The sequence below is a fragment of the Acinetobacter sp. RW6 genome (assembly GCF_041956835.1).
GTDB classification, from domain to species: domain Bacteria; phylum Pseudomonadota; class Gammaproteobacteria; order Pseudomonadales; family Moraxellaceae; genus Acinetobacter; species Acinetobacter calcoaceticus.
In genome coordinates this window covers 3,432,643-3,450,998 of sequence record NZ_CP167121.1, presented here as the reverse complement: position 1 = coordinate 3,450,998, position 18,356 = coordinate 3,432,643, and the positions used below count along the sequence as shown (strand labels likewise).

Below are 18,356 nucleotides of genomic sequence, written 5' to 3'. Positions count from 1 at the left end.
CTGATTTAGAATCGTGTTGAATTAAGCATCAATATCTGCATTTAAAGCATTCTCTTCAATGAATGCACGACGTGGTTCCACATCATCACCCATTAAGCAAGAGAACATACGATCTGCTTCAATCGCATCGTCAATGGTTACCTGTAACATATGACGGTTTTCAGGGTCCATTGTCGTTTCCCAAAGCTGCTCAGCATTCATCTCACCAAGACCTTTATAGCGTTGGATCATCATACCGCGGCGCGAATCTTGCAAAATATGCTGCCAAACTTGATGGAAGTTAGCCACTTGAATACGGCGATCACCTTTTTGTAAATAAGCACCATCTTCAAGCAAACTGAACCAACTCTTCGAGTTTTTCAGCAAACGAGCATACTCAGCTGAGTTCAATAAACCTGCATCAAGCAAATATGCATGTGGAAGGTTATGAACATATACAGTAATACGCGGCCAATAATGCGCAGATTTTTCACCCTGAGCATTTTCACGCTCAAATGACTCTAGTGTAATTTCTGGACGTAAACTTGGCTGTAATCTTGTAATGATGTCTTTTACTTGATCAGCCCATTGTTGTACATAAGCTTCATCATGGTTTTGATCGCTCTTGAATGCCTCTATTTCAAGTAAAGCATCTAGTAAGCTAGCTGGGTAACGTAACGTTAAGCGCTGTAAGCTCTTTTGCGAAACTTGATAATCCTGAATGACTTTAGCAAGTGCTTCACCTGTAATTGATGGTGCTTCAGCATTGGTATGCAAAGATAGCTCATCAATCGCATTTGAAATTAAATAATTTTCCAATGCATCATTATCTTTGATGTATTGTTCCTGCTTACCTTTTTTCAATTTGTATAAAGGTGGCTGTGCAATATAGATATACCCACGCTCAACCAATTCTGGCATTTGACGGAAGAAGAACGTTAACAACAAGGTTCGAATATGCGAACCATCAACGTCGGCATCGGTCATGATAATGATTTTATGATAGCGTAGTTTGTCAGGATTATATTCTTCACGGCCAATACCACAGCCGAGAGCAGTAATTAAAGTACCCACTTCCTGACTAGAAATCATTTTGTCAAAGCGTGCACGTTCAACGTTCAGGATTTTACCTTTCAACGGCAAAATAGCCTGCATTTTACGGTTACGGCCTTGCTTGGCACTACCACCAGCAGAGTCACCCTCGACAAGATATAATTCAGAAAGTGCTGGATCTTTTTCCTGACAATCTGCCAATTTGCCTGGTAAACCAGCAATATCAAGTGCGCTCTTACGACGCGTCATTTCACGCGCTTTACGTGCAGCATCACGCGCACGTGCAGCATCAATAATCTTACCAGCAATTGACTTTGCAGCTTGCGGATTTTCGAGTAAGTAAGCAGAGAACTCTTTGTTCATTGCTTGCTCAACAGCAGGTTTTACTTCACTCGATACCAGTTTTTCTTTAGTTTGAGATGAGAATTTTGGATCAGGTACTTTTACCGAAATAATAGCGGTTAAACCTTCACGTGCATCGTCGCCCGTTACATTGACTTTTTCTTTCTTGAGAATATTTTCATTTTCAAGATATTGGTTTAAACCACGCGTCAAAGCTGCACGGAAACCAGCCAAATGGCTACCACCATCTTTTTGAGGAATGTTATTGGTAAAGCAACGAACGTTTTCTTGATAACTTTCATTCCACTGCAAGGCTACTTCTACACCAATACCGCTATCTGTATCCGCAGTAAAATGGAAAATCTCATTTAGATGAGTTTTACCTTCGTTAATGTATTTTACAAACTCAGATAATCCACCTTCGTAGTCATATACATGTTCAAGGTTAATACGTTCATCGCGTAATACAATACGTACGCCCGCGTTTAAGAATGAAAGCTCACGTAAACGGCGTGCTAGAATTTCTACGTTAAAAATGGTTTGGGTAAATGTTAATTCACTTGGCCAAAAACGTACTGTTGTACCACTCTTATCCGTCTCACCAATCACACGTAATGGATATTGCGGATCACCGTGTTGATATTCTTGCTCATGCACTTGACCAGCACGAGAAATCATTAAATGTAATTTACTCGAAAGTGCATTTACAACAGAAACACCTACACCGTGTAAACCACCTGAAACCTTATAACTGTTGTCATCGAACTTACCGCCTGCGTGCAGAATGGTAAGAATTACTTCCGCTGCAGAAACACCTTCTTCAGGGTGAATATCGGTTGGAATACCACGACCATTATCAGAAACACTCACTGATTCATCTTCATGAATAGTGACAATAATTTCATCACAATGCCCAGCTAAAGCTTCATCGATTGCGTTATCGACTACTTCAAATACCATATGGTGTAAACCGGTACCGTCGTCTGTATCCCCAATATACATACCCGGACGTTTACGAACTGCATCTAATCCACGTAATACTTTAATACTAGAGGAATCATAAGCCTTTTCATTGGTTTGTTCTGTTTGAGAGGCTGATTGAGACTCTGAACTCATGGTTTCTCCCTAGCAAATATAGGTTTATTCAAAGATGGGTAACATCAAAAAATTATGGTGAAGCAAGACTAACTTGACCGGATTCAACATTGAATAATTGATATGAAATAGACAAATCATGTAAATGTTTTTTTACCGATGCATGATCTAAAGTTGTCATAAAAACCTGGCTACCAAGTTGGCTTAATCGTTCAATTAAACGTTGTTGTGCGGTTAAGTCTAATTCTGCTGTCAGATCATCTAATAATACCACAGTTTCCTTATTACTCGCATGCAACATTGCAATTTGTGACAGTTTTAAGGCAATAATCAGCAGTTTTTTCTGACCTCTTGATAAAACCACATCAGCATGTCCATAAGGGGTTTTTAAGCGCAAATCTGCGCGATGTGGACCATATTCGGTATAACGTCGTTCGATGTCTTTTTGGTGTTGATTAAGCAGGTCTTGCATGAGTCCCTGCTCCGTATGAAAACCTGGACTGTATTCCAGTTCAATTTCAAGATCAGGAAGTAATTGCCTCAAATCATTTTGAAAAAAAACATTCCATTGTTCCACAATACCCAAGCGCTGAGAGTGCAAAATTTCGCCATAGTCACTCAGCATTTTGTTCCACGGCTCTAAATCAGCCAAAGACAAATTCCTTCGGGTTTTAAGTAAAGTATTTCGCTGTTTTAATGCACGCGAGTAGTATTGCCATGCAAAATAAAACTCAGGTTCCACGTGGAACATCAGCCAATCCAAAAGTTGGCGTCGTGGTTTTGCTCCATGGTCAATAATATCTGTACTTTGTGGATCAAGGTGCTGCAAAGGAAGTAATTTAGCAAGTTGGCCTTGGGTAGCTACGGTGTCGCCATTGACCTTCATCAACTGCTCACCAGAGGCCAACTTTTGCATGCCAATTTTCTCAGTACTAGACTGTGCAAAGACAATTGCATCTTCGGCAGCATACTGAATATAATTTTTAGGAATATGAGTGCGGAACGACCTCCCTGTTGCAAGCAAATGAATTGCTTCCAGAATTGAGGTTTTTCCTGAACCATTAGCGCCATAAAATATATTAAACGGTTGCAACCCTTGGAGTGCAACCGTTTTTAAATTACGCACACGTTCAATATTTAAGCGCGTAAGATGCATATTAGATAGCCAGACTATACACGCATCGGCATAACTACATAAGTTTGATCAGTATGTGCTGGGTCTTGAACCAAAACAGACTGATTCGCCTCACTCATACTCATATTTACGTCATCGCCATCAAGTACACCCAATACTTCAAGTAAATATTGCGCATTAAATGACATTTCGAGCGGTATATTTTGATATTGAATAGCTAAATCTTCAATAGCCTCATCTTGCTCAGGGTTATTCGCACGAAGCTGTAAAGAATCCTGATTAAAATTCAAGAAAACACCACGCAATTTTTCATTACTCAAAATTGCGACACGTTGTAATGATTGCTTAAATACATCGTGGCTAATTAATACATGTTTATCGCCACCACGTGGAATTACACGACGATAATCAGGGAATTTTCCATCAATCAATTTTGTAGTAAAACGAACAGTAATATTGCCTTGTTCTTTATCACGACTTGGTGTATTGATGGTTACATTTAACAATTCACGACCAATCAACAATGTTAATTGTTCATCTTCAATACTTAGTAAACGCTGTAATTCACCAACAGCTTTACGAGGTACAATGGCCTGAACCAATTGAGCTGATGTAGAAGAAGCTGTAATTTCACAAAGTGCTAAACGGTGACCATCTGTTGTTACTGCACGTAATTGATTTTCATCAATTTCCAATAAAGTACCTGTTAAATAGAAACGTACATCTTGTACAGCCATCGCAAAAGCAGTTTTTTCAAATAAACGCTTTAACTCACGTTGGGTTACTTGTACTTGAGTACCCTGACTATTTTCAGTCGTCAATAATGGATAATCTTCTGCAGGTAAAGTCCCTAATACGAAACGGCTATTACCAGACTTTAAGATACATCTTTGATCTTCAGTAATTTGTAAATCAATTAATGCAGCTGTAGGCAATGATTTACAAATTTCCATTAACTTACGAGCAGGGACTGTTGTTTCCCCTGCTTCAAGGCATGCCCCTTCTGATAAAACAGTGCTCGCAACCAGCTCGACTTCTAGATCAGAACCAGTAATGGTGAGCGCCTGAGCATTAGTCTGAATTTTGACGTTTGAAAGAATATTCAATGTATGACGACGTTCTACCGCACCGACAACATGCGATAAAACATTGAGTAAACTTTCTTTAGCGATTTTCAAACGCACGATTCATTCCTCTAGCAACTTGGAGCAAATATTTCATTTTTTAGCTGTGTACTATGCTGCACTTGCGTAGACTTTGCAACAAGGTCTTATTATTTCATTAACTCTGAAGTAGACGCAGTAGATTTTTATAATCTTCGTCAAAAATTGGATCTTCTCCACGCAGACTGGCTACTTTTTCACAAGCATGCATCACAGTACTGTGATCGCGTCCACCGAAAGCCATTCCAATTTCTGGAAAACTATCACCGGTCAACTCACGAGCAAGTCCCATTGCCAACTGACGTGGTCGAGCATAAATTCGTGTACGTTTCGGCCCTACTAATTCTTTTAATGGGATACGGAAATATTCACTAACCACACGCTGGATATTTTCTACACTAATTGTTCGTGCACGGATCGCTAATACATCTTTCAAAGACTCACGAACGACATCAAGATCGATTGGTGCACCTTTAAAACGGGAAATTGCAACGACTTTATTAAGTGCCCCTTCAAGTTCACGCACGTTCGCAACAACTTGTTGTGCAATAAATAATGCACAATTTCGAGGTAAATCAACGCCACTATTTTCAGCTTTCTTTAATAAAATTTCGATACGAGTTTCAATATCTGGTGGTTCAACACCTACTGAAAGTCCCCAAGAAAAACGGGAAACCAAACGCGGATCTAACTCTGTTAACTCTTTTGGATAACGGTCTGAAGTTAAAATAATTTGTTTAGATTCATCAAGTAAGGCATTAAATGTATAGAAGAATTCAACCAGACTTGCCTCTTTACCTGCTAAGAGATGAATATCATCGACCAATAATAAATCTAAAGAACGGCAGTTTTTCTTAAACTCTTCTACTTTGCCTTTTTGTAAAGAACTCACAAAATCCTGAACAAAACTCTCAGAAGTCATATACATCACACGGGCGTTAGGTTTGGCTTGTAGTAAAGCATTGCCAACTGCCTGCATTAAGTGAGTCTTACCTAGCCCTGTGGGACCATATAAAAACAAAGGGTTATGCTGTGAAGCACCTAATTGAGTTAATACTTTTCTACATGTTTCAGCAGCCATCTGGTTCGAACGGCCTTCAACAAATAAAGAAAAAGTAAACTGAGGATTGAGTAGCTTCTTCTTCGCTGTTTTAGGGTTGACCACACTATTGGTATGAGGACTAGAAACAGACTCGGGCTCTTTTTTTACTTTAATACTTTGTGGTGGCGCAGATTGCAAAGCAGCCGTAGTGGTTGCTGGTTGTTCAGCAGATGACAAAATACTCCCAGGACGAGAATCAACTAAAATCTCAACCTGACGGACACGCCCTTCTGACAACTGCTCAGCCAATATAGAAATTAATTCTAAATGGTTCTCTTGAATGTAACGCGTCCAATAAGGGTTAGGAGCATAGAGACGTAGTATTCCTTCTACTTCTTCAGCAACTAATGGGCGAATCCACATCGCAAAGACGTTATCAGAGAGCTCTTGTCGCAAGCGAGTTAAGCAGTCTGTCCAAAGCATGTGTATCCCCTATTTCTGCATTTTTAAATTCAAATAATCTAAAGATTAACCCTTCCTGATAAGAAGGGGTCGCCATTCTAACCAAGTTATCCACATCTGTCATGACGAATTCGACTGATTTTGCCTAAAAAGAAATCTCTTGTGAATAAATTTAAATTCAAAACCACTTGTGTATAACTTTTTGCACAACCTGTGGATAAATTATCACATAAACTTATCCACAATCCATAAATATAATAGAAACAGAGTTATCAACAACCCAAATACATGTTTTTTAAATTTAAAAGTGCGAAATCCACAGAAAAAGTAGCTCCTAATAAGAATAAATATAAATTTTAAAATTTGAATTTATTTAATAGGGGTGTGATCTTTTGTGGATAACTACAAAATATGAATTTAAATTCAAATGCAGCAAATCAAAGCCGAGATGATATCTTGTTTTGTTGATAAGTATGTATATAAGGTGTGTATATAATAAAAGCTCTAATAAAAATAGACAATTACTTTGTGCATAACTTTAAAAACTATATATTGCACTGAATTATGAAAATCATAAAAAAGAAGTAGAGAGATTAAAAAATTTGGGTTAAATACAAAACTTTCTTGGTTTTTCATTGACAGCGTAAACATTGCGCAATAAAATCGCGGACCTTTATAGAAAGATCATTTTTGGGAGTTTCGATATGAAACGTACTTTCCAGCCATCTGAATTAAAGCGTAAACGCGTTCATGGCTTCCGCGCTCGTATGGCAACTAAAGCTGGTCGTCAAGTATTAGCTCGTCGTCGTGCAAAAGGTCGTCATAGCTTAACTGTTTAATTACTGTTACGCTGACCAGACTTGGGTGTGATGACACTTTACAATTTTAGCACAGATGTGCGAATACGCTGTGCTGCAGATTATAAAAGTGTATTCGATGGTGCGCTTTTTAAAGTGCATCAACCCCATTTTTTATTTCTTGCAAAATTAACCGAACAGCCTAATAGCCGTTTGGGTATCGTTGTTGCTAAGAAAAAAGTGCGCCGTGCACATGAAAGAAATCGAATAAAACGTCTTGCTCGTGAGAGCTTTCGTCTACATCAGCCGAATTTTGGATCAGACATAGATATTGTGGTAATGCCAAAAGTTGGTATAGAAACGATTACGAATGCTGAGCTATATCAACAATTAGATTTTGCTTGGCAAAAATTACAGCGCTTAGCAAAAAAACATTCTAAAGTTGGCACAACCTCGCAGAATTAAGAGATAGCCAATGGTTCGTTTTCTACGTTGGTTGATTCGACTGTATCAAATTGCGATTAGTCCGCTTCTTGGACCCCGTTGTCGTTATATCCCGACTTGTTCCCAATATGCGATAGAAGCATTGCAAACTCATGGTGCGATAAAAGGCGTTTGGCTATCTTCTAAACGGATTTGTCGTTGTCATCCGTGGGGAGGATCTGGATATGATCCGGTACCGCCAAAAGCAATTCGTTTTATTTCGTTTCATCAAATAGATTCTCAAACGCATCATGTTGCTGTACCCTTTCGTGATCGTTTACTGAAGCAAAATCTCTCTAACCATTTGGGGTAATAGATATGCAACAATGGGCCAGGTTTGCAATTCTCGGGGCCATGTTTGTCACCGCATATTTGCTCATTTTGGCTTGGCAAAAAGATTATGGAAATGCTGCAACTGCACCGCAAAAACAAGCGGCGGCTGTAAGTTCACATGAAGTATCTGCTGATTTGCCAAATGCTAAAAATGCAACAGTGGCTTCCGATGTGCCACAAGCAAATATTGCGCAGTCACAAACCACAGATGCAACTGCACCTGTGAATCAACAGCTTATTTCAGTACAAACTGACCTTTACCATATTTGGATCAATCCAAAAGGTGGTGATATTGTTCGTATTGAATTACTCTCACACGACAAAAGCAAAGACAGCGATCAGCCATTTGTTATGCTTGAAAATGATTCTAAGCGTACTTATGTTGCTCAATCTGGCTTAATTGGTTTGAATGGACCAGATAGTAGTCGTGGTGGTCGTCCATTATATGCTGTTGAAAAAACATCATATACTTTGGCTGATGCTAAGGGTGTGCAGGATCAAAAGGGTCAATCTGAAAAAGTTTTAAACGTTCCAATGGTATTTAAAACACCGGAAGGCGTTGAAATTATTAAAACTTTTACCTTTACCCAAGGGCAATATCCAATTGTTGTAAGACATCAAGTTATTAACCGTAGCCAACAAAGCTGGCAAGGTCAGATGTTTGGACAATTAAAGCGTGATAACTCTGACGATCCTGGTAAATCTTCTCAAGGTATTTTCACTCTAGGAACTTTCTTAGGTGGAGCTTGGGGGACGCCTGAGTCACATTACAATAAGCTGAAGTTTGCTAATTTCTCAGAAGAAAAAGTAAGCACTGAAGCGAAAGGTGGATGGGTTGCGATTGTTCAGCATTATTTTGTAAGTGCTTGGATTCCTGGGAATCTTAAACTGACTCAAGCGAATGGTCAGCCTTATGTAGCTAAACTTGAATCTCGTCAATCTGCTGATCATATGAATATCATTGGTTTTACCTCACCAGTGATTAATGTTCCAGCAGGAACTTCAATGGAAGTGGACGCAAAACTTTATTCAGGTCCTAAAGTTCAAGCTGAATTAAAAGATTTAGCGGTTGGTTTGAATCAGACCGTTGATTATGGCTGGTTATGGCCGATTGCCAAGTTATTGTTCTTAGGTCTTCAATTCTTCCATAGCATTGTGGGCAACTGGGGATGGTCAATCATCTTACTTACCGTTATGGTGAAGATGATTTTGTGGCCTTTATCTTCAAAAAGTTATCGTTCTATGGCGAAAATGCGTGTGATTGCACCAGAAATGCAACGCATGAAAGAAGAGTTCGGTGAAGACCGTATGCGCTTCTCGCAAGAAATGATGGCTTTATACAAACGTGAACAAGTGAATCCGCTTTCAGGTTGTTTACCATTGTTGCTACAAATGCCAATTTTCCTTGCCTTGTACTGGGTACTCATGGAAAGTGTGGAATTACGTCATGCACCATGGTTAGGCTGGATTCAAGACTTGTCAGCAATGGATCCTTGGTTCATCTTGCCGTTAATCATGGGTGCTACCATGTTTGCACAGCAAATGTTGAACCCACAACCCGCTGACCCAATGCAGGCAAAAGTGTTCCGCATTATGCCGATTATGTTCACGGTATTTATGCTGTTCTTCCCTGCAGGTCTCGTGTTGTACTGGATTGTGAACAACAGTATTACTATTTTACAGCAGTCGTTTATTAATAAGAGCGTTGAGAAAAGTCGTTTAAGTAAGACTGAATCAGCATCTTAATCGTTGAACTTTTGCTGAATAAATCCGCTTAAGATGGTAATCTTAGGCGGATTTTTCTTTGGCTGGATTTTAGGTTTTTAGGTGAATAATATGCAAAGTCAAACCACGATTGCCGCAATTGCAACGCCACCCGGGCGTGGTGGTGTGGGCGTGATTCGCCTATCGGGACCTAAGGCTTATGAAATTGCTCAAAACCTGACACAAAAAAACTTGCCTGAAGCACGTATAGCTGGTTTTCGTAAGTTTTATGATGCTGATGGAAGCATTATGGATGAAGGGATTGTCCTATGTTTTCCAAATCCTTATTCGTTTACAGGTGAAGATGTTGTAGAGCTACAAGGGCATGGCGGTCCAGTCATTCAAAATGCCTTGCTTGGTCGTCTATTTGAGCTTGGTGCAATCGCTGCAAAAGCTGGTGAATTTTCCATGCGAGCTTTTGAAAATGGCAAGATGGATTTAGTTCAAGCAGAAGCCATTGCCGATTTGATTGATGCGACATCGCAAGCTGCCGCACGTTCTGCTGTTCGCTCTTTGCAAGGCGCTTTTTCGACCAAAATTAATACCGTTTTAGAAAAACTAATCCATTTACGGTTACATGTGGAAGCCGCAATTGATTTTCCTGAAGAAGAAATCGATTTCTTGGCAGATGGTAAAATTTTAGCTTTACTTGAAGATGTTCAGCAGTCGGTACATGCCGTTCAAACATCTGCACGTCAAGGTCAATTATTACGTGAAGGTTTACAAGTCGTTATTGCCGGTAAACCAAATGCGGGTAAATCGAGCTTGTTGAATGCGCTTGCTGGTGTTGAGCGTGCAATTGTGACCGATATTGCCGGTACAACTCGTGATGTTTTGCATGAAAAAATTAGCTTAAATGGCCTACCAATCACCTTAACAGACACTGCGGGCCTTCGTGAAACGGGTGATATCGTTGAAAAAGAAGGGATTCGCAGAGCAATTAAAGAAATTGAACAAGCCGATTTGTTATTGCTGGTTTATGACTTAAATCAAGGCGATGATCCATTAAAACTCGCTCAAGAATATTTTGCTGAACATATTGAGCCGCGTCGTTTAATGTTAATTGGTAATAAATGCGATTTAACTGGTCAGTTAGCTGAAATAAGTGATTTTCAAGGATTCCGTCATATTACCGTTTCTGCAAAACAAGAGATGGGTGTTCAAGGCCTCGTAGAGGCGATTACAGCGCATGCAGGCTTTCATCCTGAGGAAGACACCTTTATTGCGAGAACGCGTCATTTAGACGCAATGAAGCGCACACAGCTCTATCTATCAGAGGCACATGAGCAACTTGTTGTATTTAATGCAGGTGAACTTGTTGCTGAATCATTACGTCTTGCTCAGAATGCTTTAGGTGAAATTACAGGTGACTTTAGCGCCGATGACCTGTTAGGCAAAATCTTTGGTTCATTTTGTATTGGAAAATAATTAAAAAAATTCTGAATGATGCACAGGAGTGTGTCATTCAGTAACCTCGTTAACCATATCTTTTTAGAACCTTTAAAAACTCATCTAATTCATTCTGATCAACTTGTGCTTCTTTGAGCACATGGTGATGTAAGTGCTGTTCCATCAATTCACTCATCAAACCGTTTATCGCACCTTTAATTGCGGCAACTTGTTGCAGTATTTCTATGCATGAAAGATCCGACTGTTCAACGGCATGCTCGATACTGTTAATTTGCCCTTTTAGGCGTTTTACACGATTAAGTATTTTTTTATCCTGACCAATGTGACTCATCTGTGTTCTCTTGTATAATTCAATATACTGGTAGGGAGTATATTGGGTTTAAATTTTATGCAGGATCATAGTGTATCACGTCATCATCAACATCAGTTTGATGAAGGAAATCCACTTGCACAAAAACGTATTTTGATTGCAACCATTTTAACGGCATCCATGATGGTGTTAGAAGTATTTGGTGGGTGGTTCTTTAACTCAATGGCATTATTAGCTGATGGTTGGCATATGAGTTCGCACATGTTGGCACTTGGTTTAGCCTACTTTGCCTATCGTGCGGCCCGTCATTATTCCAAAGATCACCGTTTTAGCTTTGGAACCTGGAAAATCGAGATTTTAGCGGGTTATAGCAGCGCAATTTTGCTTATGGTTGTAGCTATTTTTATGGCATTTCAGTCGGTTCAGCGTTTATTTAATCCGGTTGAGATTTTTTATAATGAAGCCATTCCAATTGCAATTTTAGGTTTGTTGGTTAACTTGATTTGTGCGTGGTTACTTCATGATGATGGTCACCATCACCATCACCATCACCATCACCATCACCATCACCATCACCATCACCATCACCATCACGAGCATGGGGATCACCACCACGATTTAAACCAAAAAGCTGCATTTTTACATGTGGTTGCAGATGCTGTGACCTCCGTTTTTGCAATTATTGCGCTTTTTGCTGGGAAGTATTTCGGCTGGGACTTTTTAGATGCACTTCTAGGAATTTTAGGTGCTATTTTGGTTGCAAAATGGTCTCTTGGGTTAATCAAAGAGACTGGTAAAACCCTTCTTGATGCAGAAATGAACCATCCTGTAGTTGAAGAAATTCGTGAAGTGATTGCTGAATTTCCTAAACACATCGAAATTACAGATATTCATGTCTGGAAAGTCGCAAAAGGCAAGTTTTCTTGTATTTTGGCGCTCGAAACTGATGATATTTCCTTAACAGCAGACCAGATCCGTCATGCTTTATCGATTCATGATGAAATTGTGCATATTTCGGTAGAAATTAACGATTTAAAACCTGTTTATGTTCCACGTGAAACATTGGCATAACTGAGTGGGATTTTGGTTATGACTCGGTAATCAGTTCTGTTTTAATCATCTGAACTGATTAGAATAAACTTCTCTCTTACCTATGAGTTGTTTTTATGCTTAAAAAATTAGGAATATTGGCATTATTTAGCTTAACGGCGAGTTTGAGTTTCGCTAATGTGGACTCGGTCAGAGAAAATATTAAAAAACAATATCCTAATTTAAAAATTAGCAATATTCAGAAAACCGAAATGCAAGGTTTATATAGTGCTAATCTGGATCAACAAATCATCTATGTTGGCGAAGATGGTCAGCATATGTTTGTTGGTTCTATGATTCGGTTAAAAGATCAGAAGAATTTGACTAAAGATCTAGTTCTAGGACAGAACTCAATTGACTGGAAACAGCTTCCTTTAAAAGATGCAATTAAAACCGTTAAAGGTAATGGACAGCATGTTTTAGCAGTATTTTCTGATCCAAACTGTCCTTATTGTAAACAGCTTGAACCTGAACTCGATAAGCTGAAAGATGTGACAATTTATACGTTTATTTATCCTTTAAAGCCCCAGTCTATTGTGGTTTCTAGGCAGGTTTGGTGTGCGCCGAATCAATCCTATTCATGGAAAAAACTGATTCAGCAAGGCGTTAGACCAACAGTTGCGAGCTGTGCTAATCCAATTGACCGTAATTTAGAGCTTGGAAAGAAATTAGGTTTTAATGGCACCCCTACCCTAATTTTTGCAAATGGTTTTAAACTGGTAGGTGCTCGTTCTGCAGAAGAAATTCAAGCCGTTTGGAAAGAGTTAGGTTTATAAAATAAATTAAAAAAAGCACCATTAGGTGCTTTTTTATTGCCTAAAATTAATTAACTTTTTCGTGCAATTAAATTGTAAATAAAGAGAATAACCACTGCGCCAATAACAGATGCGATAAAGCCCGCCGCTGAATTTTCTCCGTAAAGCCCCAGTAATCGTCCGCCATAGGTAGCTAGAAGCGAACCTGCAATGCCGATGAGGGTTGTTACGATAAAACCTGCTTTATCATCGCCAGGATGTAAAGCACGAGCGATTAAACCAGCAAAGAAACCAACTACAATAGCAACAATAAGTGACCACATATTTTGTTCTCCAGTTGTTTTTTTGGTGAAGTTAATGATTTTGCTTCATATTCTATCGTGCTTCAGAGCCAGCTAGTTTGTCTGTAGCAGATTGCGAATTTTTGTGTCTTTTTTGTTCAAAACTAAAACGTTATATAAAAAAAATAGCACCTTTCAGTGCTATTTTTTGAAATTTATAAACCAATTTCACCAATAAATGGTAAGTGGCGATATTTTTGGTCGTAGTCTAAGCCGTAACCAACAATAAACTTATCTTCAACTTCAAAACCTAAAAATTTAACTTCAAGATCAATTTCACGGCGAGATGGTTTACTCACCAATGTGCACAATTGAATTGAATTTGGATTTCGAGTTTGCAGCATTTCCATAACTTTGCTTAAGGTATTACCAGAGTCGATAATATCTTCAACTACCAACACATCTTTACCGCGTATTTCACCATCAAGATCTTTTAAGATTTTAACATCTCGACTTGAAGTTGTACCGCCGCCGTAGCTAGACACTGTCATAAAGTCGAGTTCATGCGGTTTGGTAATCGTGCGGCATAAGTCTGCCATGAAAATAACAGAACCACGCAGTAGTCCAATCAGGACCAACTCTTTGTCACTATTTGCATAGTGAGCGTTAATTTGCTCGCCGAGCTCTTTGACTTTTGCTTGAATTTCTTCGGTTGAAATCATGATGCTCATTGCAACAGTCATGTCAGATTCCTACAAGATATAAAAGAAAAAATAAAAAAGGTGTTGACCTGCAACACCTCTAAAATCTGAGTTAATGGTAAAATTTTAAAGCAAAATGACTTTTCATGCACCCTTTGATGAGCCAGAAATTTTGTCATTTTGAGCAATATGTCGATCACGCTTTAATGCTAGTGCGCATATTCCAAATAATAACAAAAACTTAACAGCACGATTTTGTTTAGGCTGTTTCTTTTTGATAAGCACGTTTTCCATAAATATAAGTCGCCTCAATATTTCTGTCATCACCTAACGTGAATAATGCAAACAGTGAATCTTCAACAGACTTAGATTTCGACTGGCGAAGTTGCTGTAATGCTGTTGGCTTAAGATTCAAGACAACAAAATCTGCTTCTTTACCGATGTTGAAGTTTCCTAGTTGATCTTGCAGATCAAGCGCTTTTGCTCCACCTAGAGTTGCATGATAGAGCGCTTCAAAAGCTGAAAGTTTATCGCCTTGTAACTGTTGAACCTTATAAGCCTCGTTAACTGTTTGCAGCAAACTAAATGATGTACCTGCGCCGATATCTGTACCCAAGCCTACCTTGACTTGTTTTTCCCACGTTTTTTTCAATGGAAATAAACCACTACCTAAGAACAGGTTTGAAGTTGGACAAAATGCGATAGCTGATTGCGTGTCATGCATACATTGCCATTCTTCGTCTTCGAGGTGAACACAGTGAGCAAACACAGAACGTTTACCAGTCAGGCCATAATGTTGATAAACATCTAAGTAACCTGTTTGTTCTGGGAATAAAGATTTCACCCAAGCAATTTCATCTTTGTTTTCACTTAAATGCGTATGTACATAAACATCAGGAAATTCTTGCTTTAACTGCCCTGCTCTTTCTAATTGCTCAGGTGTAGAAGTTGGCGCAAAACGTGGCGTAATGGCATAAAGTGCACGACCCTTGCCATGCCATTTTTCAATGAGTGCTTTTGTGTCGCTGTAAGCCGTTTTTGGCGTGTCACACAGCGCTTCGGGTGCATGACGGTCCATGAGAACCTTACCGGCAATTAAACGCATCTGAACGTGTTCTGCGGCTTCAAATAAAGCATCAACAGACTCAGGGTGAACTGTACAGAAAACGAGAGCGGTGGTTGTACCGTGTTTTAAGAGTTCTTGAACAAAGAACTGGGCAATTTCACTTGCATATGCTTTGTCCTGAAACTGGATTTCAGTTGGAAATGTATAGGTATTGAGCCAGCTTAAAAGTTGTTCGCCGTATGCTCCAACCATTTCGGTTTGCGGGAAGTGGATATGGGTATCAATAAAGCCGGGTACAATCAATTGTTCTGGGTAATGTTGAACCTCCACCCCAGCAGGAAGATGCTGTTGAGCTTCATCCCATGAACCAAACCATTTGATTTTTCCATGTTCACTAATCAATACACCATCTTCCAAATAACGTACTTGATTTGGAATATCAGTTGGCTCAGAGACAGTTTGCTGAATATCTAAAAAACGACCACGCACAACGGTGGTATTTGCGATCAATGACATGGAAAGCCTTTATATTTTCACTTTTTTCGGTTGATTGTACCCCAGTTAACCAAGATTTAAACGGTATAACGTTTACTTAGTCCCCATTCAGCCAAGATCCGACGATAAGTCGTTGATGAACGGTCGGCTTCAAAATGAGCTTCCATCATTAAATCTAGCGGTAGTTCTTCTGGTTTTTGTGATTCGACCATGTCTTGGTCTTCAGCAAAAATTTGAGCATTAAATGCATATACGTTTTCTAAATCGCCTGTTTGATCAAAGTTACGTGTTAATGGAACAAATAAACGAGTTTTATTATTTGAGATAGGACAACAGGCGTTCAAGATTTTTAAAACACCGCCTTCTGGAAAATCGACCGTAAGCACGGCTGAAAAAGGCGGATAGACATCAAAGGTGCGCTTCCATAAAAAGCCTTCTGGTTCGAGATGTTTTAGCTCATGTGGATAGTTACTGACATTACTGATATAGACTGTTTTTAGGCCGTAGCTGGTGCGTTCAGTATGATATTTGGGGACGACTGGGTTCTCTCGATTAGCAAAGGCATTGTGATGCACCCACGCAAAATGAGCGACATCGATAAAACCTTCAAGTTGACGTCCGCTAGAGCCGCCAATATCGACAAAAGGTGGCAAAATCGCTTGATGCTCTGTCTGGTCCCAAGTATCCAATATAGGAATATTGGCGTGAGCAACATCACGACCATGAATACTGGTCCAAACCAAGCCATAACGTTGAACAATCGGAAATTTGGTCAGAGAAAAACGATCAGAGATTTTGGTTAGTTCGGGTTGAGCTGGTATTTGGGTACATTTCCCTTCGGTGTTATAGCGTAGACCATGATAAGGACACACAATCTCCTCACCATCCACCCAACCTTTGGTTAAAGGCACACCACGATGTGGGCAAATGTCTCGGACCAGATGAATTTCGCCACTTTCTGTTTTATACAGTGCCATATTCACGTCTAATAGTGTCACTCGCTGGGGTGCAGTAGAGACGTCTTGAATACGAGCAACTGGATACCAGTGAGCAGATAAAATTTCCCAATCTTTTGCATCAAAACTGCTGTTACATGGCATAGCAAGTGGCGTTAAAGTTGGGATAGCATTCATGGCATTACTCCTTAAAAAAATTAGGGCTCTCACGAGCCCTTAAAATCTAGGCTTTTTCTTTTTAATAGATGCAAAGAGCTTGCCAATATGATTTTTTAATATAAGAAAAGTGAATAAAATTTTTAAAATACATAAGCTTGAACGACTATATTTTTGAATATTTGTTCTAATTTAGCTTTGGAAGCTTAAGTTTTTTTTTTCAAGATGAACCTAAAATGCACTCTATGAGAGCAAATGAGACACATTAAAAAAGCTCTATTTAAGAGCTCTTTTACATATATTTAATGGGGTTGATTACTCTACAAAGTAGTGCGCTGCAAAATGAGCATCATTACCGATAATGTCGTAGCAATCTTCACGAATAGACATACCTGCACATTGATGTCCAACCATCCATAATCCGAGTGTAGGGAGTTGTCCTGAAAATAATGGGGTGTCTACCCATTTTTGTACGACATAACCGTATTTGTCATAGTCATCAAAATAGAAACTACCAGAAGCTGCACCTTGGTCATGGCCATCTTGTAAAACCCGAATATTAGCCCCTTCCCTTGCCAAAATCGGTTTTTTCACCCATTTGCCAGCCAATGTTCGCTGTGGGTCATAAGTATGGGTTTCGACCAATAAAGGATGGTTGGGATAACTTTTCCAAAGCTCAACCAGAATTGCTTTATTTGAAAGTAGCATTTTCCAACAAGGTTCAATCCACTGGGTTTGTGGGTGGATATATTTAGAAAATGCTTCTTCCCAAATCCATTCCCATGGATAGAGCTTGAACAGGTTTTGAATGGGGCGATTATTAAGATCAACAAAATTTTGTCCGTTCCAGCCAATATTTTCCATAGAGAGTTCAGAAACTTGTAGATGAGCTTGGTAAGCTGTATCCATCAAATACTCTAAATTGCCCCAATCTTCTCGTCCCGCTTCCTGACAGGCAGCAAAATGCACATGACTACCGCGTGGTAAAATCGTCTTCCAGCGTTTAATCAGGTCTTCATGAATGCTATTAAACTGGTCTCGGTTCGCAATGCCTGAGACTTGTTCTATCCACAGCCACTGCGCTACAGATGCTTCTAGTAAGCCGGTAGGTGTATCGGCGTTGTATTCCAGCATTTTGATATTCCGCCCATCGTAGGCGAAATCAAAGCGACCATAGAGCATTGGTGCATTTTGTTTCCATGAGCTTTCAATATGGCTTAAGGCTACTTCAGGAATTTGAAAATAAGCAGGATAGTCACCCCGTTGAATGAGTTCTCCTACTACAGATAAACACATCTGATGCAGTTCATTTGCTGCGTCTTCAAGTTGTTCAATCTGCTTAAGGGTAAACTCGTAAGCAATCCCTTCAGACCAGTAAATTGAGCCGTCGAGAGAAGGTAAATTAAAATAATCAAAACCAATATTTTGATGCTCCACTTGCCAGTCTGGGCGTGGAGTAAAGATTTTTCTTTTCATCTTATGTTAATGC

General features: G+C 39.4%; 17 protein-coding genes. 7 read left to right on the top strand and 10 right to left on the bottom strand.

Going from position 1 to position 18,356, the window contains the following annotated elements:
• Positions 1-21: 21 nt before the first annotated feature.
• The 4 genes from gyrB to dnaA all read right to left on the bottom strand — a co-directional run bounded on the left by gyrB (position 22) and on the right by dnaA (position 6,292).
• The gene (gyrB, locus tag ACB088_RS16320) at positions 22-2,490 is read right to left on the bottom strand and encodes a DNA topoisomerase (ATP-hydrolyzing) subunit B (protein WP_003656037.1); all 2,469 of its coding nucleotides are present in this window, start codon (positions 2,488-2,490) and stop codon (positions 22-24) included.
• Positions 2,491-2,542: 52 nt separating this feature from the next.
• The gene (gene recF, locus ACB088_RS16315) at positions 2,543-3,625 is read right to left on the bottom strand and encodes a DNA replication/repair protein RecF (protein WP_003656036.1); all 1,083 of its coding nucleotides are present in this window, start codon (positions 3,623-3,625) and stop codon (positions 2,543-2,545) included.
• 14 nt (positions 3,626-3,639) lie between these two features.
• A complete protein-coding gene (gene dnaN, locus ACB088_RS16310; protein ID WP_005045339.1) occupies positions 3,640-4,788 on the bottom strand; it encodes a DNA polymerase III subunit beta in 1,149 nt (382 codons plus the stop codon).
• Positions 4,789-4,885: 97 nt separating this feature from the next.
• Positions 4,886-6,292: a chromosomal replication initiator protein DnaA gene (gene dnaA, locus ACB088_RS16305; RefSeq protein WP_092711010.1), complete on the bottom strand. Its 1,407-nt coding sequence runs from the start codon at positions 6,290-6,292 to the stop codon at positions 4,886-4,888.
• A gap of 683 nt (positions 6,293-6,975) precedes the next feature.
• Here dnaA and rpmH point away from each other — a divergent pair.
• The 5 genes from rpmH (at position 6,976) to mnmE (ending at position 11,076) form a co-directional block, all read left to right on the top strand.
• Complete coding sequence (rpmH, locus tag ACB088_RS16300; protein WP_000831329.1) at positions 6,976-7,110, top strand: 50S ribosomal protein L34; 135 nt, start codon at positions 6,976-6,978, stop codon at positions 7,108-7,110.
• A 30-nt stretch (positions 7,111-7,140) separates the two neighbouring features.
• The gene (gene rnpA, locus ACB088_RS16295; RefSeq protein ID WP_004640245.1) at positions 7,141-7,533 is read left to right on the top strand and encodes a ribonuclease P protein component; all 393 of its coding nucleotides are present in this window, start codon (positions 7,141-7,143) and stop codon (positions 7,531-7,533) included.
• A 10-nt stretch (positions 7,534-7,543) separates the two neighbouring features.
• On the top strand, positions 7,544-7,864 hold the full coding sequence (gene yidD, locus ACB088_RS16290) for a membrane protein insertion efficiency factor YidD (RefSeq protein ID WP_003656027.1): 321 nt from the start codon (positions 7,544-7,546) through the stop codon (positions 7,862-7,864).
• A gap of 5 nt (positions 7,865-7,869) precedes the next feature.
• Positions 7,870-9,630 (top strand): membrane protein insertase YidC, encoded by a 1,761-nt coding sequence (gene yidC, locus ACB088_RS16285; RefSeq protein WP_005037757.1) that lies wholly within the window; start codon positions 7,870-7,872, stop codon positions 9,628-9,630.
• Between the two features lie 90 nt (positions 9,631-9,720).
• The gene (gene mnmE, locus ACB088_RS16280; RefSeq protein ID WP_375037459.1) at positions 9,721-11,076 is read left to right on the top strand and encodes a tRNA uridine-5-carboxymethylaminomethyl(34) synthesis GTPase MnmE; all 1,356 of its coding nucleotides are present in this window, start codon (positions 9,721-9,723) and stop codon (positions 11,074-11,076) included.
• A 49-nt stretch (positions 11,077-11,125) separates the two neighbouring features.
• Here mnmE and ACB088_RS16275 read toward each other — a convergent pair whose 3' ends face one another.
• Positions 11,126-11,389 carry a metal/formaldehyde-sensitive transcriptional repressor gene (locus ACB088_RS16275; RefSeq protein WP_003656024.1) on the bottom strand — a complete coding sequence of 88 codons (264 nt, stop codon included), beginning with the start codon at positions 11,387-11,389 and terminating at the stop codon, positions 11,126-11,128.
• Positions 11,390-11,446: 57 nt separating this feature from the next.
• Between ACB088_RS16275 and dmeF the strand changes: the two genes are divergently transcribed.
• Positions 11,447-12,439, top strand: coding sequence for a CDF family Co(II)/Ni(II) efflux transporter DmeF (gene dmeF / locus ACB088_RS16270; RefSeq protein WP_375037458.1), 993 nt, complete (start codon positions 11,447-11,449; stop codon positions 12,437-12,439).
• 95 nt (positions 12,440-12,534) lie between these two features.
• The gene (locus ACB088_RS16265; RefSeq protein ID WP_375037457.1) at positions 12,535-13,233 is read left to right on the top strand and encodes a DsbC family protein; all 699 of its coding nucleotides are present in this window, start codon (positions 12,535-12,537) and stop codon (positions 13,231-13,233) included.
• Between the two features lie 50 nt (positions 13,234-13,283).
• Here the strand turns inward: ACB088_RS16265 and ACB088_RS16260 are convergent, their stop codons facing one another.
• From ACB088_RS16260 to ACB088_RS16240, 5 genes are all read right to left on the bottom strand, one after another.
• A complete protein-coding gene (locus tag ACB088_RS16260) occupies positions 13,284-13,535 on the bottom strand; it encodes a GlsB/YeaQ/YmgE family stress response membrane protein (protein ID WP_016139726.1) in 252 nt (83 codons plus the stop codon).
• Positions 13,536-13,708: 173 nt separating this feature from the next.
• Positions 13,709-14,236 carry a hypoxanthine phosphoribosyltransferase gene (gene hpt, locus ACB088_RS16255; protein WP_003656020.1) on the bottom strand — a complete coding sequence of 176 codons (528 nt, stop codon included), beginning with the start codon at positions 14,234-14,236 and terminating at the stop codon, positions 13,709-13,711.
• A 217-nt stretch (positions 14,237-14,453) separates the two neighbouring features.
• Positions 14,454-15,776 (bottom strand): guanine deaminase, encoded by a 1,323-nt coding sequence (guaD, locus tag ACB088_RS16250; RefSeq protein ID WP_199991542.1) that lies wholly within the window; start codon positions 15,774-15,776, stop codon positions 14,454-14,456.
• A 56-nt stretch (positions 15,777-15,832) separates the two neighbouring features.
• Positions 15,833-16,888 carry a Rieske 2Fe-2S domain-containing protein gene (locus ACB088_RS16245; protein WP_375037456.1) on the bottom strand — a complete coding sequence of 352 codons (1,056 nt, stop codon included), beginning with the start codon at positions 16,886-16,888 and terminating at the stop codon, positions 15,833-15,835.
• 294 nt (positions 16,889-17,182) lie between these two features.
• Positions 17,183-18,343: a glutathionylspermidine synthase family protein gene (locus ACB088_RS16240; RefSeq protein WP_375037455.1), complete on the bottom strand. Its 1,161-nt coding sequence runs from the start codon at positions 18,341-18,343 to the stop codon at positions 17,183-17,185.
• Positions 18,344-18,356: the final 13 nt, after the last annotated feature.

What these genes read in the sequence shown, in the direction of transcription:
- gyrB (WP_003656037.1), bottom strand. Translation starts at nt 2,490, where the DNA reads ATGAGTTCAGAGTCTCAATCAGCCTCTCAAACAGAACAAACCAATGAA.
- recF (WP_003656036.1), bottom strand. Translation starts at nt 3,625, where the DNA reads ATGCATCTTACGCGCTTAAATATTGAACGTGTGCGTAATTTAAAAACG.
- dnaA (WP_092711010.1), bottom strand. Translation starts at nt 6,292, where the DNA reads ATGCTTTGGACAGACTGCTTAACTCGCTTGCGACAAGAGCTCTCTGAT.
- rpmH (WP_000831329.1), top strand. Translation starts at nt 6,976, where the DNA reads ATGAAACGTACTTTCCAGCCATCTGAATTAAAGCGTAAACGCGTTCAT.
- rnpA (WP_004640245.1), top strand. Translation starts at nt 7,141, where the DNA reads ATGACACTTTACAATTTTAGCACAGATGTGCGAATACGCTGTGCTGCA.
- yidD (WP_003656027.1), top strand. Translation starts at nt 7,544, where the DNA reads ATGGTTCGTTTTCTACGTTGGTTGATTCGACTGTATCAAATTGCGATT.
- yidC (WP_005037757.1), top strand. Translation starts at nt 7,870, where the DNA reads ATGCAACAATGGGCCAGGTTTGCAATTCTCGGGGCCATGTTTGTCACC.
- mnmE (WP_375037459.1), top strand. Translation starts at nt 9,721, where the DNA reads ATGCAAAGTCAAACCACGATTGCCGCAATTGCAACGCCACCCGGGCGT.
- ACB088_RS16275 (WP_003656024.1), bottom strand. Translation starts at nt 11,389, where the DNA reads ATGAGTCACATTGGTCAGGATAAAAAAATACTTAATCGTGTAAAACGC.
- dmeF (WP_375037458.1), top strand. Translation starts at nt 11,447, where the DNA reads ATGCAGGATCATAGTGTATCACGTCATCATCAACATCAGTTTGATGAA.
- ACB088_RS16265 (WP_375037457.1), top strand. Translation starts at nt 12,535, where the DNA reads ATGCTTAAAAAATTAGGAATATTGGCATTATTTAGCTTAACGGCGAGT.
- ACB088_RS16260 (WP_016139726.1), bottom strand. Translation starts at nt 13,535, where the DNA reads ATGTGGTCACTTATTGTTGCTATTGTAGTTGGTTTCTTTGCTGGTTTA.
- hpt (WP_003656020.1), bottom strand. Translation starts at nt 14,236, where the DNA reads ATGACTGTTGCAATGAGCATCATGATTTCAACCGAAGAAATTCAAGCA.
- guaD (WP_199991542.1), bottom strand. Translation starts at nt 15,776, where the DNA reads ATGTCATTGATCGCAAATACCACCGTTGTGCGTGGTCGTTTTTTAGAT.
- ACB088_RS16245 (WP_375037456.1), bottom strand. Translation starts at nt 16,888, where the DNA reads ATGAATGCTATCCCAACTTTAACGCCACTTGCTATGCCATGTAACAGC.
- ACB088_RS16240 (WP_375037455.1), bottom strand. Translation starts at nt 18,343, where the DNA reads ATGAAAAGAAAAATCTTTACTCCACGCCCAGACTGGCAAGTGGAGCAT.